Genomic DNA, 13,806 nt, shown 5'->3' with positions numbered 1-13,806 from the left:
GCGCTAATTCTTCGTTCAGGCTAAGTGTCAAACCTTACTAGGCATGATACACTTCGCCACCATAAAATATCGGTTAATAAGGTTACACAATGAGTCAGGAATCAGGTCAATTCTCTTTTGTCGACAGTGAGCTGCGAGTATTGGAGTTTTGGGAGAAAAATCGAATCTTCGAGAAGTCGTTAGAGCAAACAAAAGATAAAGAACCTTTCATTTTTTATGATGGGCCACCGTTTGCAACAGGCTTGCCGCATCACGGACACTTGCTTGCGGGCACACTTAAAGACATTGTGCCACGTTACTGGACCATGAAAGGCCGCTATGTTCAGCGCCGTTTTGGTTGGGACACACATGGCCTTCCGATTGAACAAGAAATTAATAAAAAACTGGGCATGACCGCTCACGACGCGTTAGAAAAACTAGGCGTGAAAGGCTATAACGACGAATGCCGTAAAATTGTATTAACATTTACTGGCGAATGGCAAAAAACCGTGACGCGTTTAGGTCGTTGGGTCGATTTTGATAACGACTACAAAACCATGGACCCAAGTTATATGGAGTCTTGCTGGTGGGTATTTAAAACACTGTGGGATAACGATTACGTTTATAAAGGCACAAAAGTGGTGCCGTATTCAACGGGACTTGGCACAGGGTTGTCAAACTTTGAAGCAGGCCTTGATTACCGAGACGTACAAGATCCAGCTGTGACGGTTTTATTTAAAGCCACTGACGCAGATGAATACTTTGCCGCATGGACCACAACGCCATGGACATTGCCGTCAAACTTAGCATTATGTATTGGTGAAGATTTAGATTACGTACGTGTGAAAGATGCTAATGGTAAAATCATTATTATGGCAGCTGAGCGTGTAGAAGCGTACAAGAAAAAAGAATTAGAAATCATTGGCGAGTCTTTTAAAGGCAGCGAATTAAAAGGTCGCGGTTACGAGCCGTTATTTAATTACTTCTCATCGTTTAAAGATGAGGGTGCGTTTGTGATTTTAAGTGATGATTACGTCAGTGCCGATAATGGTACGGGCATTGTGCATCAAGCGCCTTCATTTGGTGAAGACGATAATCGCATTGTTAAAGCACATAACATTCAAGTAGAAGCTTGCCCGATTGATGATGCAGGTCGTTTTACAAAAGAGGTCAGCGATTACGAAGGCCAATATGTTAAAGACGCCGACAAAAACATCATAAAAGATTTAAAAGAAAGTGGTGCGTTGTTTGACCACAGTAGCTATTTACATAGTTACCCATTTTGTTATCGCTCTGGCATGCCATTAATTTACCGTACTATTCCACAGTGGTACATCAAAGTTGAAAAAATCAAAGAACGTTTGATCGCCAACAATGCAGAAATTAACTGGGTACCAGGACACATTAAAGATGGGCGTTTTGGTAAATGGCTAGAAGATGCACGAGATTGGGCAGTATCACGTACTCGAGTTTGGGGTACACCGCTTCCAATCTGGATCAACGACACCACTGACAATATGAAATGCGTCGGTTCTATAGAAGAGTTGAAAAACTGTTCAGGCATTGAATTAACTGATTTACATCGTGAGTTTACAGACGATGTTACCTTTACTATTGCTGGTGAAGAAGGCGTATATAAGCGCATTCCAGATGTATTCGATTGCTGGTTTGAATCCGGTGCCATGCCTTATGCGCAGTTGCATTACCCATTTGAAAACAAAGACATATTTGAAAATGGTTTCCCTGCAGAATTTATTGCTGAAGGTCTTGATCAAACCCGTGGTTGGTTTTACACATTAACGATTTTATCGACTGCGTTGTTTGATAAACCTGCATTTAAAAATGTCATTGTAAACGGTTTGGTATTAGCCGAAGATGGCAAAAAAATGAGTAAGTCATTACGCAACTTTACTTCGCCAGATATTTTGATGGAAGAGTTTGGTTCAGACGCACTTCGCTTATATTTAATTAATTCAGGTTTGGTTCGTGGCGAAGAACAACGCTTTACGGATGCCGGTGTAAAAGACATGGTGCGCCGTGTGTTATTGCCTTGGTTTAATTCGTTTAAATTCTTTACCACATACGCCGAACTTGATGGCTTTAATTATGCAGAACACGCACGCGAAGGTGAAAATATCACCGACAACTGGTTAATTTCAAAACTGCAAACATTAAAGAAAAACATCGAAGTAGAAATGAGCGAGTACAAACTTTATAACGTTGTGCCTGCATTATTTAACTTCATTGAAGATTTAACCAACTGGTATATTCGCTTAAACCGTGGTCGTTTCTGGCAAGAAGGTTTAAACGAAGATAAGTGCGAAGCTTACACTGCGTTATTTTTAACTTTAAAAGAATTGACCATTGCCATGGCGCCGTTTACGCCGTTTTTGTCAGAACACATATTCTTAGAGTTGAAAAAATTCGACAGTAACGAGCCTGCAGAATCCGTTCATTTACGCGACTATCCAGTAGCCGTTGACGAAAAAATCAATCCTGTATTGGAAGATGCAGTTGATCGCATGCAACAAATTATTTTGCTGGGTCGTCAAAAACGAAATCAAGTACAGATTAAAGTGAAAACGCCATTAGCGCGTTTAACTGTTGTGCATAAAGACGAGTCGCTACTGACTGAAATTTCAAAACTAGAAAGCTATATTCAGTCAGAACTTAATGTAAAAACTGTTGAATATTCAACACAAGAAGACGACTACATTAAATTGTACGCTAAGCCAAATTCACCAGTATTAGGTAAACGCCTAGGTAAAGAATTTGGCAAGTTTATGGGGATGATTTCTAAACTACCTTCAGCGCAATTGAACGAATTAGAAGAGGTTGGTTCGTTAGAGCTAGCAGGCCAAACATTTGCACCAGAAGATATTTTAATCTTCCGTGAAGCAAAAGAAGGCACGCAAGCGTTATCGAATCGTTATATCTCAATCGACATTGACACGCAATTAACCGACGAACTGATACTGGAAGGTATGGCACGTGAAGTGGTTAACCGTATTCAACGTACTCGTAAAGAAAGTGGCTTTAACGTAGAAGATCGCATCGACATACAATTTAGTGCATCAGAAAAACTCACTCAAGCAATCGAAGCGCATCGTGAACACATTGCCAAAGAAACGTTAGCCAATACTATGGTGAATACACAACTCACTGACGCAATAGAGTTTGACGTAGATGGTGAACAATTAAATATAGTGTTGACTAAATAAATCAATAAGCTTGATGTTAGGTTATTAACTCTTGATTTTATAGTGGATGATGATGGCGAAACCCGTCAGTTTGCATAATAAATAAAGAGCTCATTAAATCCCGCGAAAGCGGGATTTTTATATCAGACAAAAGAAATAAAAAATATGACTATTAATGAAGCAAGTGAAGTAAGTTTAAATTTCGAATTACAATTACAAGACGGTCAAATCATCGACAGTAATTTTGATAAAGCACCCGCTACCTTTAAAATGGGCGACGGCAGTTTGATGTCAGGATTTGAAGAAGCATTAATCGGCTTAAAAGCAGGAGATGAATCTTCAACAGTCATTCCAAGTGAAAAAGCATTTGGCATGCCCAACCCACAAAATATTCAAAATATGAAGCGCGAAGATTTTGCCAAAGACATCGAGCTAGAAAAAGGGTTAATCATTTCGTTTGCCGATGCCAATAACTCTGAATTACCAGGTGTCATTAAATCTTGGGATGAAAAATGGGTGGAAGTGGATTTTAATCATCCATTAGCAGGCAAAGAAATTGTGTTTAAAGTGAAAGTTGCAGAAGTTAATTAGAGAGATAAAATAATGGAAATTCAATTAGCCAATCCCCGTGGTTTTTGTGCTGGTGTTGATCGTGCCATCGACATTGTAAACCGTGCATTAGATTTACACGGCGCGCCAATGTATGTGCGTCATGAAGTGGTGCATAACAAATTTGTCGTAGAAAAACTAAAAAGTAAAGGCGCGGTATTTGTTAAAGAATTGGATGAAGTACCAGACGGTAAAATCGTAATATTCAGTGCGCACGGTGTTTCAAAAGCCGTGCAAAATGAAGCGAAACGTCGCAACTTAAAAATATTTGATGCCACCTGCCCATTAGTAACCAAAGTGCATTTACAAGTTTTAAGATACTCAAAAGACAGCAACGAATGTATTTTAATTGGTCATAAAGGACACCCAGAAGTAGAAGGCACAATGGGGCAGTTTGATGAAAGCCAAGGCGGTAAAATGTACTTGGTTGAAGACGTCAACGACGTGCAAAACCTTCAAGTCAATAATCCTGAAAAATTAGCGTTTGTTACCCAAACCACATTAAGTATGGATGATTGTAATGTAGTCATCGATGCTCTTAAAAAGAAATACCCTAATATACAAGGCCCAAAACAAGATGATATTTGCTACGCCACACAAAATCGCCAAGACGCAGTAAAAGTATTAGCAAAAGAATGCGATGTAGTGATTGTGGTTGGCTCAGTTAACTCATCCAACTCAAATCGTTTACGCGAACTGGCAGAACGAATTGGTGCAAAAGCATATTTAGTAGACACACCAGAGCAAATTGAAAAACACTGGTTGGACAATGCCAAACAAATTGGTGTCACAGCAGGCGCATCAGCCCCTGAGATATTAGTTCAACAAGTAATCAACGGACTAAAAGCATTAGGTGCAAATAATCCAAAAGAAATTGAAGGCATTGAAGAAAACGTGACATTCAATATTCCAAAAGAGTTAAGAATGGTCAATAAGACGGAACTTTAATGACAGAGCCAGCAGCAAGAAAAAAAATAGCGATTTTGGTTGATGTACAAAACATTTATTACACAACCAAACAAGCCTTTGATAAGTCATTTAATTATCGCAAGTTCATTGAATACGCCAAAACCCAAGGTGACATAGTGGTAGCTAATGCATATGCCACAAGACGCGACGATGACGGTCAGCACAAATTCCAAACCATGCTCAAACACATTGGTTTTAATGTAAAACTAAAAAATTACATACAACGAATCGACGGCAGTGCAAAAGGCGATTGGGATGTAGGCATTACCATTGATGCCATGGATTGCGCAAAAGACATTGATCAATTGATTTTATTATCAGGCGATGGGGATTTCGATTTATTATTACAAAAACTTCGCATGGATTACGAAGTGAATTGTCAGGTGTTTGGTGTGAAAAGATTAACTGCACAGTCATTAGTTAATAGTGCCAATAAATATATTCCTATTGATTATGATTGGCTTTTATAATTATTTATTAAAATCAATACGCAAAAAAAAGCCTCTAAATAGAGGCTTTTTTTATTTCTACAAGACAGAGTTACAATCCAATAAACGGTTGCATCAATCTTGGCAATAACCCTTTAAACTTCAACGGCGCTTCGGTTGCAATCAAGCAAATACAATGCTCGCCAGTGTCTGCTATGGGTTGATGATCAGTATCATCATCTACATCTGCTACATCGCCCGCTTTAAAACGTCCAAGCTCATCACTGTAAGAGCCTTTCAAAATTAAAGTCATCTCATTGCCATTGTGTGTATGTAATGGAATGGCCATGCCTGGTGCAATTTTAAATAAACGTAATGTGCCTTGAGCGCCATCCATTAATTTAATTTGACCAATACCGGGTACTAATGATTTCCATTTTTGACCATCTTTTAATGATTCAATCATGTCTTCATAAGAAGTAGGCGCGACAATGTTTGCTTCTGAAAACACACGTTCATTAATGTTTGTTTTCCAAAAATCATCAAATGAACTGGTTTGTGTCGCCTCAGAGCTTGAAGGGTGCATATTTAGTAGTTGCCCACCAAGTTGCTCGCCTTCTTGAATTTTAGCTTGGCAATCGGAGCAGTTTTCAACATGACATTTTACAAGTTGTGTAAAGTTACTGCTTAGTGCACCAGCTGCGTAACTGATTAATGTGGACATGTCTGGGTGATGTTGAATCATAGTTCTACCTCCAATGCGCTTCGTAAGTGCTTAACAGCTAAACGCAAATTTGATTTTACGGTACCAATTGGCATCGATAATTTTTGAGCAATTTGAGAATGCGATAACCCTAAAAAGTAGGTTAAATGCACGACTTGTGTTTGATCATGAGGTAAAGACTGCATTAACTGCTGAATCTTTTTACCGTCAAGCATGGGTTGGTGTTCGTATTCCAACTCAATTTCACTGGCGCTGTATTCTTCTTGCATCGGTGTTATCTTATCTTTACGTAGATTATCGATCATTAGATTACGTGCTATTCTAAATATCCACGTTGATGCCTGTGCTTTACTGGCGTCGAACTGATGAGCGCGTTGATAAACGCGCATTAATGCTTCTTGCATCAGCTCTTCTGCTATTTCGGGTAAGCAACCTAACCCAATTAAGTATTGCTTAACTCGTGGGGCAAAGTGCTCGTATATACGTTTAAATACGAAACGATCATTTACTTCAGCAAGCTTAATTAATAGCTCGTTAAATGAAGGGGTTTGGGTTTGCATGGAGTCAACCTTTACGGATTTGAGTTGCATGACAGGTTACCATATTCTTGATGTTTCTTCTTGTACGTAGCAAAATAAAAATTGGATTCATCCAAAGTAAAATAATTCACGTAATAATAATAACAACGACAATTATTGAGTAATTTATGAGCCAGCCAAAAAAGAAAATCGCCGTAATAGGATCAGGAATCAGTGGACTAAGCACCGCATGGTTACTGAGTCAGACAGCAGAAGTACATATGTTTGAAAAGGACGACCGAATAGGTGGGCACAGTAATACTCAAATGGTGGGCGATGTACCTGTTGATACGGGTTTTATTGTGTTTAACCCACCCAATTATCCAAATTTAGTGAATTTATTCAAAAAACTGGACGTGGAAACTGCCCCAACTAATATGGGGTTTTCAGTGAGCCGTAATAATGGTGAGTTTGAATATAGCGGCAACGGCATTGGTGGATTATTTGCGCAAAAAAGAAATTGGTTTAACCCTAAGTTCTATAAAATGGTTTGGGATATTTTACGTTTTTATAAAAACCATAAAAAAATTGAAGCCTCGTTAGATGAACACACCACATTAAGAGAGCTATTCAAGCAATATAAGTTTTCAGATAGCTTTGTGAATGATCATATCATTCCAATGAGTGCCGCCATTTGGTCAACCCCTGCTGACCAAATGCTTAATTACCCAGCTAAAGCCTATTTAAATTTTTGTGCGAATCACGGTTTATTACAACTTAAAGAGCGTCCACAATGGTTTACCGTTGTGGGTGGCTCAAAACAATACGTACATAAAATTATTGAACCATATAAAGAAAATATCCATTTAAATTGCGCCATTAAAACTATTAAACGTTTTGACGATAAAGTGGTAATAGTGGATAGACAGTCAAACGAATATGAATTTGATGATGTGGTTTTAGCTTGCCATAGTGATCAAGCATTGTCTTTATTAGAAGAACCAACTGAGCAAGAATCTGCACTGTTGTCGCAATTTCCTTATCAACGTAATCGCGCCATTTTACATACTGACGAATCCTTAATGCCAATACGTAAAAAAGCATGGGCGCCTTGGAGTTATTTATACGACAAGCAAAGTGAGAATATTTGTGTCAGTTATTGGATGAATGAATTACAGCCTTTAAAAACTGATCAAAATATATTTGTGACACTTAATCCCACGCACGAGCCAAAAAGTGACAGTATTGTGGCGAGCTTTTTGTATGATCACCCTTGTTTTAATGAACAAACCAGCATTAATCAAAAGCAATTATGGTCATTACAAGGCAAAAAGCGCACTTGGTTTTGTGGTGCATATTTTGGATTTGGTTTTCATGAAGACGGCTTACAATCTGGCCTAGCCGTTGCAGAGCAACTAGGTGGTAAAAATCGCCCATGGGAATTTGACGAATCTCAATCAAGAATTACGGTACACAAATGAATAAATTATATAAAGGCAAAGTGTTTCATAAGCGCTATTCACCAAAAGTGAATCAGTTTGTGTATAACGTCGCGTCCTTTTATATCAATGTGGATCAATTAGAAGCATTAAGTAAAAAACTGAAATGGTTTTCATTTAATCGATTTAATTTATTCAGTGTGCATAACAAAGATCATCATCAAACTGGCTCTATTCGAGACAAAGTGGAAGACGTATTAAAAAAACACGATCAATTTGAATCGTTCGAGTCCATTTATATGCTTGCGTATCCGCGCGTATTGGGGTTTGTGTTTAATCCGTTGACCACGTATTACCTGTTTGATCAAAAAAAGAAACTGAAAAAGATAGTCTATCAAGTACATAACACATTCAAAGAAGAGTGTTATTACATTAAAGATGTACAAAAAGACACAATGAGGCATTCTCAACAAAAAGAGTTTTACGTCTCGCCTTTTTTAGAGTTAAACATGACTTATCAATTTGATATGTCCTTTCCAGGTAAAAAAATCAAAGTTCACATAGATGAGTTTGATGAAAATAACAAAAAAATATTAACCGCCAGTTTTAATGGCAATGCCCATGCAATCACTGATAGCGCGTTGTTAAAGCAATTTTTATCCATGCCTTTGATGACATTTAAGGTTCTTTTCGCAATTTATTGGCAAGCGGTTAAACTAATTTGCAAAAAAGTTCGTATAGTAAAGAAGAATCAGAAATTTACTAAGAGGTTACCATGACACAATTACCATACACATCCCAAATGGGAATGTTTGATCGTCTAGTTTACAAATTATTTCAACAAGCCTATAACGGCAGTTTAAAAGTTGTGTTACCTAACAATAAAACGCTAACCATTGGTGAAGGAGATCAGGCTTGTCAGTTAATAGTTAAAAAATGGCGTTTTTTCGCCTCGGTTTTATTAGAAGGTACTAACGGTGTTTGTAAAAGTTATATTCGCGGTGATCTTGTTTGTGATGACTTATTGGGTTTGTTTAAATGGGGCTTAGAAAATCAAAAATTATTAGACAAACAAAAATCTAATCACGCCATTTTAAAATTTATTAGATTTATCAAACATCAACAAAATAAAAATACATTAAAAGGCAGTCGTAAAAATATTTCATACCATTATGATCTAGGTAATGACTTTTATGACAAATGGTTAGATAAAACCATGACGTATTCATCCGCCTTATATTTAAATCAAGACGATACTTTAGAGCAAGCTCAAGCAAATAAATATCAATTTATTATTGATCAATTAGATAGCAAAAAAGATGAAACAGTTTTGGAAATTGGTTTAGGTTGGGGTGGATTTTCAAGACAGCTACTTGCACAAAAGCCAGTTGAATACACAGGTGTGTCTTTATCTAAAGAGCAATTAGTTGTCGCCAATGAAAAGTGCGAACATCCTTCAAAGGCCGATTTTAGATACCAAGATTATCGAGATTTAGAAGGTAAGTTTGATAAAATCGTTTCTATTGAAATGTTTGAAGCCGTCGGTCAAGAATATTGGGATACCTACTTTCAAAAACTGAATACATTGTTAAATGTAAATGGTAAAGCAATATTACAAGTGATTACTATTAAAGAAAATCGATTTGAGCGTTACCAAAAAGATATGGATTTTATCCAAAAATATATCTTTCCTGGTGGAATGTTACCCACTAATCAAATTATGCATGAATTGTCTGATCAATATAAATTCAAAGTCGTTGACCAATTAAACTTTGGTTTAGATTACGCAAAAACATTACAACAATGGTGGGAGTCTTTTAATGCACAATGGGATGAGATTAAACCATTAGGTTACGATGATGAATTTAAAAATATGTGGAATTTATATTTAAAATACTGCCAAGCAGGGTTTGAGAGTAAAAATATTGATGTTCGAATTTACGTATTGGAAAAACAAGATGAACTCTAATACACAAAAAACCGTTTGGTTAGTGGGCGCCAGTTTTGGTTTGGGTTATGACTCTGCGCTTAAATATCATAATGAAGGTTGGCATGTAATTATAAGTGGCAGAAGTAAAGACAAATTATATGCCATGCAGACACAATATGAAAATATGAGTGTCTGTGTTTTGGACTTGCTAGATCAATCATCGGTTGATCATGCCATAACTGAAGTATTTAAATATCAAGTTGATTTGATTATTTTAAACGCAGGGGATTATGAATTAACCCCTTCACTTGAAAATAATTTCGATACTTTTCAAAAAATCATGAACATTAACTTTTTAGCTCATGTTCAGTTAATTAATAAGTCTGTGTCCTATTTACTTGAGCAAACCAATAAAAGCACAATTTGTTTAGTCGGTTCAATGGCTTCTATTATTGGATTACCCAACGCTTCAGCATATTGTGCGTCAAAAGCGGCATTAACTTCTTATGCACAAACGCTGTATTTTGATTTTCAAAATACGAATATCGATGTGAAATTAATAACGCCAGGTTTTGTGAAAACCCGACTAACTGACAAAAATACATTTAAAATGCCAATGATGGTGACATCAGAATACGCCGCTGATCAAATATTTAAAGCAACACAATCCAATAAATTTGAAACTGTATTTCCTAAACGATTCTACTGGATGATGAAATATTTATCGTGGTTACCGATGCATAAGTCAGCCAAACAATTATTGAGACAAGCATGAGTATTATTGAGTCTAATCTAAAAATCTATGTCGACAGCTTTTCGTATGTGAGTCATAACCTTGATGATTTATTTACAGTGGTAAGTGATGACATAGAATTTAAAGATCCGTTTAACCATGTATTTGGTAAAGATAAATTTATAAAAGTGATGCAACACTTTGTAGAAAATAGCGAAGATGCCCACTTTAATGTGAACCCATATCATATAGAAATAAATGAAAATGGCGCACAAACCATACTTCATTGGACATTTACGGCAAAAATCAAAATAATAGGCCAGTGGAAATTTGAAGGAATGAGTTTGGTGCATATCAACCAAGCCGGTTTAATTAATCGACATATCGATTTTTGGGACAGTGGCGAGCATTTCTATAAACACATTCCAGTTGTTGGATTTTTAATCAAAAAAATTATAAAACGAGTAAAAATACATGAATAAATTAATTATATTATTAACCATCACATTATTGGCAAGTTTTGGTGCATTAGCTCAAGATAATGTGACAATCACCATTGATATTAAAGGCGCCACTTATCAAGAAGGTCAGATTATGTGTGCTTTATTTGATAATGACGATTCTTTTTTAAAAGATGCCGTTAGAGAAATGACGGTTCAAATCGATGAAAATAACCAAGCCTTTTGTGTGTTTGATGGTTTACCAAAAGGCGAGTACGCGGCAACGGCTATTTATGATTTAGACAGTAATGGCGAAATGAAAACAAACTTTATTGGCCTACCAAAAGAGCCTGTCGGTTTATCTAATAAGCATAGACCGCGTTTTGGTCCGCCTAAATTCAAAAAAGCCAAACAGCAAGTTGATGGCGATCATGTATTTGATATTGATTTGGAAAATGCATAGCACGCATTAACGCATTGCAATCATGCAATCACCCGTTGCACTGTATACAATTTCTTAAGAATCGGTAAAATCAGTTTTTTTATTTTACCGAGAACTTCATGGCTATCAGTGCAACTGTCATAAGAGCAAAAATATCCATTGCGGATATGACGCGTCATTATTATCAAGATCATCACCTAACACTCGCTCAACACCCTTCTGAAAACGAAAATCGATTAATGATTCGATTATTAGCGTTTGCCATCAATGCTCAAGAAGATTTGCAATTCACCAAAGGCTTAAGCACTTCAGACGAACCTGAAATATGGTTAAAAGACTTAACAGACACCATTGAATTATGGATTGAGTTAGGTTTACCTGACGAATCAAGACTTAAAAAAGCAGCCAATCGATCAAAACATTCAATTTTGTATTGTTACGATGAAAAAAGCTTTGATCCGTGGTTCAAAAAAATGGAAAGTAAATTACCTAAGAAAAAAATGGATATATTTAAAATCAATGACGAAGACGCTAAAAATTTAGAGTCGTTATACGCACGTGCGTTGGATTTACAAATCAATATTGATGAATCTGAGATTATGATTACTGACAATAATACCCATAAAACAATTAACATCAGTGTAGTAAAAGTGAATTAAATTGAAATTTTAAAAAAGAATACTTGAAAGTAGTTTGATATCTAACTATATTTGAGTGAATGTATGAAACGTCGATTTATTTTAAAAGCTGGCTTAGGGTCTATTACTGTTTTAGCTGGAACAGGTGCAACCTGGTCATTAACCAGAACGCCACATAAAGCATTAACCCCTTGGAGTGATACCGAATTTGAATTTGATGATGTTCGGTTAAATTGTTTGGCCTACGCCATTTTAGCGCCAAGCCCACATAACAGACAGCCTTGGAAAGTGGAATTAATTAATGACAATCAAATAGATCTGTATTGTGATTTAGATAGACGGTTAAAACAAACGGATCCTTATGATAGACAGATAACAATTGGGTTAGGTTGTTTCTTAGAGCAGCTTAAAATCGCAGCAGGCAGTTTAGGTTTATCCACGGATATTGTTCAATTTCCCGACGGACAGCCTAAAAGTGATGGTCACGAATTAGACAATAATCCAATAGCCAGTATTGTTATAAAACATGAAACACAAAAAATTGATCCGTTATTTAATCAAATTTTAAAACGCCGATCTACAAAAGAAACTTTTGAGTCTGAGCGGAAAGTTGAGCCTAAATTATTAGAGCAGTTATTAAAGGGTGAATTTCACCATTTGGTAGAAGGAACGGTTAATAGCCTAGATATACAGCCATTAAAACAAATAATTTTTGATGGCATGGCGGTTGAATTTGGTGAAAAACAAGCATTAAAAGAAAGTGCCGATTTAATGCGATTTGGTAAAAACGAAATTGAATCAAAACCCGATGGAATTGATTTAGGTGGTCCATTATTAGAGGCTTTATCAGCAACAGGCTTGTTAAATCGATCGTCTTTTTATGATCCTAACAACCCTGCGGTTGTGGATTATTTAAAAAGGCTTAAAAGTGTTTTTGATTCATCAAATGGGTTTGTGTGGATTACAAGTAAACAAAATACAAGAATAGATCAATTAAATGCAGGGGCGGATTATTTAAGGTTAAATCTAAAAGCTACTCAATTAGGTTTGGCGATTCACCCTGTTAGTCAAACGTTACAAGAATATAAAGCGATGAATGAGTTGTATGCAAAAATCCATTCATTATTGGGTATTAAAAACCCAGCAAGATTACAAATGTTAGCCAGAATTGGATACGCTAAACCGTCAAATCCGAGTCCACGCTGGTCTGTAGACACCATATTTATTTAAGAAGTTGAGTCCATTATGAAAAAAGATGAAACAGATAATCAAGTCTTTGAATATTTTAGAGCTATACATATTATTCAACAATTATCAAAAGAAAAAGTTGAAAGTGTGTTACCTAAATCAATGCTGATGTCTCATTTTAATGTATTAGCGCATTTAAGTAGACATAATGACACTCAAACACCAGCGATGTTAGCTTCTGCGTTTCAGGTAACAAGACCGAGCATGAGTAATACTTTGTCAAAATTAGAAAATATGAAATATATAAAAATATTATCAGATCCACATGATGGTCGATCAAAAAAAGTTCAGTTAACTGCTTTTGGCGAAAAGTCATTTCAACTTGCCATTCAAAATATTGGACCTGTGTTTGAATCCATGATCAAAGAGGTGGGTATGACTGTTTTTGAAAATAGTCTTCCAGATCTAAAAAAGATATCGATGTATTTAGATTCTAATCGATAACTGGGTAGATATCTGTTGTTCAGGTTATGTTCAGATAACGTTCAGTTTGAAAAATGTAAAATTAG

General features: G+C 36.3%; 15 protein-coding genes. 13 read left to right on the top strand and 2 right to left on the bottom strand.

The genetic code is table 11. The features are described 5' to 3' along the window. Positions 1-89: 89 nt before the first annotated feature. The 4 genes from ileS to TYM08_RS15945 all read left to right on the top strand — a co-directional run bounded on the left by ileS (position 90) and on the right by TYM08_RS15945 (position 5,227). Positions 90-3,200, top strand: a complete 3,111-nt coding sequence (ileS, locus tag TYM08_RS15960) for an isoleucine--tRNA ligase (RefSeq protein ID WP_422380145.1) — start codon at positions 90-92, stop codon at positions 3,198-3,200. A 144-nt stretch (positions 3,201-3,344) separates the two neighbouring features. Beyond that, positions 3,345-3,770: an FKBP-type peptidyl-prolyl cis-trans isomerase gene (locus TYM08_RS15955; protein WP_422380144.1), complete on the top strand. Its 426-nt coding sequence runs from the start codon at positions 3,345-3,347 to the stop codon at positions 3,768-3,770. A gap of 12 nt (positions 3,771-3,782) precedes the next feature. Beyond that, complete coding sequence (gene ispH, locus TYM08_RS15950; RefSeq protein ID WP_422380143.1) at positions 3,783-4,736, top strand: 4-hydroxy-3-methylbut-2-enyl diphosphate reductase; 954 nt, start codon at positions 3,783-3,785, stop codon at positions 4,734-4,736. Then, positions 4,736-5,227, top strand: a complete 492-nt coding sequence (locus TYM08_RS15945) for an NYN domain-containing protein (RefSeq protein ID WP_422380142.1) — start codon at positions 4,736-4,738, stop codon at positions 5,225-5,227. The genes ispH and TYM08_RS15945 overlap by 1 nt, the downstream gene beginning before the upstream one ends. Positions 5,228-5,297: 70 nt before the next feature. Here the strand turns inward: TYM08_RS15945 and TYM08_RS15940 are convergent, their stop codons facing one another. Next, positions 5,298-5,930, bottom strand: a complete 633-nt coding sequence (locus TYM08_RS15940; protein WP_422380141.1) for a ChrR family anti-sigma-E factor — start codon at positions 5,928-5,930, stop codon at positions 5,298-5,300. Beyond that, the gene (locus TYM08_RS15935) at positions 5,927-6,469 is read right to left on the bottom strand and encodes a sigma-70 family RNA polymerase sigma factor (protein WP_422380140.1); all 543 of its coding nucleotides are present in this window, start codon (positions 6,467-6,469) and stop codon (positions 5,927-5,929) included. The genes TYM08_RS15940 and TYM08_RS15935 overlap by 4 nt, the downstream gene beginning before the upstream one ends. A gap of 146 nt (positions 6,470-6,615) precedes the next feature. On the opposite strand from TYM08_RS15935, the gene TYM08_RS15930 reads away from it, so the two are divergent. From TYM08_RS15930 to TYM08_RS15890, 9 genes are all read left to right on the top strand, one after another. Beyond that, entirely contained in the window at positions 6,616-7,908 is a 1,293-nt protein-coding gene (locus TYM08_RS15930; protein ID WP_422380139.1) for an NAD(P)/FAD-dependent oxidoreductase, read from the top strand. Beyond that, positions 7,905-8,645 (top strand): DUF1365 domain-containing protein, encoded by a 741-nt coding sequence (locus tag TYM08_RS15925; protein ID WP_422380138.1) that lies wholly within the window; start codon positions 7,905-7,907, stop codon positions 8,643-8,645. The genes TYM08_RS15930 and TYM08_RS15925 overlap by 4 nt, the downstream gene beginning before the upstream one ends. Next, the gene (locus TYM08_RS15920; RefSeq protein ID WP_422380137.1) at positions 8,642-9,835 is read left to right on the top strand and encodes a class I SAM-dependent methyltransferase; all 1,194 of its coding nucleotides are present in this window, start codon (positions 8,642-8,644) and stop codon (positions 9,833-9,835) included. The genes TYM08_RS15925 and TYM08_RS15920 overlap by 4 nt, the downstream gene beginning before the upstream one ends. Further along, positions 9,825-10,571 (top strand): SDR family NAD(P)-dependent oxidoreductase, encoded by a 747-nt coding sequence (locus tag TYM08_RS15915; RefSeq protein WP_422380136.1) that lies wholly within the window; start codon positions 9,825-9,827, stop codon positions 10,569-10,571. The genes TYM08_RS15920 and TYM08_RS15915 overlap by 11 nt, the downstream gene beginning before the upstream one ends. After that, entirely contained in the window at positions 10,568-11,011 is a 444-nt protein-coding gene (locus tag TYM08_RS15910) for a nuclear transport factor 2 family protein (protein WP_422380135.1), read from the top strand. Before TYM08_RS15915 ends, TYM08_RS15910 begins: the two co-directional genes overlap by 4 nt. Further along, positions 11,004-11,432, top strand: coding sequence for a DUF2141 domain-containing protein (locus TYM08_RS15905; RefSeq protein ID WP_422380134.1), 429 nt, complete (start codon positions 11,004-11,006; stop codon positions 11,430-11,432). Before TYM08_RS15910 ends, TYM08_RS15905 begins: the two co-directional genes overlap by 8 nt. 98 nt (positions 11,433-11,530) lie before the next feature. Next, a complete protein-coding gene (locus tag TYM08_RS15900; protein WP_422380133.1) occupies positions 11,531-12,070 on the top strand; it encodes a YaeQ family protein in 540 nt (179 codons plus the stop codon). 63 nt (positions 12,071-12,133) lie between these two features. Continuing rightward, positions 12,134-13,279, top strand: coding sequence for an Acg family FMN-binding oxidoreductase (locus tag TYM08_RS15895; protein ID WP_422380132.1), 1,146 nt, complete (start codon positions 12,134-12,136; stop codon positions 13,277-13,279). A gap of 15 nt (positions 13,280-13,294) precedes the next feature. Next, positions 13,295-13,741, top strand: a complete 447-nt coding sequence (locus tag TYM08_RS15890; RefSeq protein WP_422380131.1) for a MarR family winged helix-turn-helix transcriptional regulator — start codon at positions 13,295-13,297, stop codon at positions 13,739-13,741. Positions 13,742-13,806 lie beyond the last annotated feature (65 nt).

Origin of the sequence: Marinicellulosiphila megalodicopiae (assembly GCF_045862395.1) — a bacterium.
GTDB lineage: Bacteria > Pseudomonadota > Gammaproteobacteria > Pseudomonadales > Natronospirillaceae > Marinicellulosiphila > Marinicellulosiphila megalodicopiae.
The sequence above is the reverse complement of the archived record's forward strand: the minus strand, read 5'-3'. Positions and strand labels throughout refer to the sequence as shown.

What these genes read in the sequence shown, in the direction of transcription:
- TYM08_RS15955 (WP_422380144.1), top strand. Translation starts at nt 3,345, where the DNA reads ATGACTATTAATGAAGCAAGTGAAGTAAGTTTAAATTTCGAATTACAA.
- TYM08_RS15900 (WP_422380133.1), top strand. Translation starts at nt 11,531, where the DNA reads ATGGCTATCAGTGCAACTGTCATAAGAGCAAAAATATCCATTGCGGAT.
- ileS (WP_422380145.1), top strand. Translation starts at nt 90, where the DNA reads ATGAGTCAGGAATCAGGTCAATTCTCTTTTGTCGACAGTGAGCTGCGA.
- TYM08_RS15940 (WP_422380141.1), bottom strand. Translation starts at nt 5,930, where the DNA reads ATGATTCAACATCACCCAGACATGTCCACATTAATCAGTTACGCAGCT.
- TYM08_RS15920 (WP_422380137.1), top strand. Translation starts at nt 8,642, where the DNA reads ATGACACAATTACCATACACATCCCAAATGGGAATGTTTGATCGTCTA.
- TYM08_RS15905 (WP_422380134.1), top strand. Translation starts at nt 11,004, where the DNA reads ATGAATAAATTAATTATATTATTAACCATCACATTATTGGCAAGTTTT.
- TYM08_RS15895 (WP_422380132.1), top strand. Translation starts at nt 12,134, where the DNA reads ATGAAACGTCGATTTATTTTAAAAGCTGGCTTAGGGTCTATTACTGTT.
- TYM08_RS15945 (WP_422380142.1), top strand. Translation starts at nt 4,736, where the DNA reads ATGACAGAGCCAGCAGCAAGAAAAAAAATAGCGATTTTGGTTGATGTA.
- TYM08_RS15925 (WP_422380138.1), top strand. Translation starts at nt 7,905, where the DNA reads ATGAATAAATTATATAAAGGCAAAGTGTTTCATAAGCGCTATTCACCA.
- TYM08_RS15890 (WP_422380131.1), top strand. Translation starts at nt 13,295, where the DNA reads ATGAAAAAAGATGAAACAGATAATCAAGTCTTTGAATATTTTAGAGCT.
- TYM08_RS15930 (WP_422380139.1), top strand. Translation starts at nt 6,616, where the DNA reads ATGAGCCAGCCAAAAAAGAAAATCGCCGTAATAGGATCAGGAATCAGT.
- ispH (WP_422380143.1), top strand. Translation starts at nt 3,783, where the DNA reads ATGGAAATTCAATTAGCCAATCCCCGTGGTTTTTGTGCTGGTGTTGAT.
- TYM08_RS15915 (WP_422380136.1), top strand. Translation starts at nt 9,825, where the DNA reads ATGAACTCTAATACACAAAAAACCGTTTGGTTAGTGGGCGCCAGTTTT.
- TYM08_RS15935 (WP_422380140.1), bottom strand. Translation starts at nt 6,469, where the DNA reads ATGCAAACCCAAACCCCTTCATTTAACGAGCTATTAATTAAGCTTGCT.
- TYM08_RS15910 (WP_422380135.1), top strand. Translation starts at nt 10,568, where the DNA reads ATGAGTATTATTGAGTCTAATCTAAAAATCTATGTCGACAGCTTTTCG.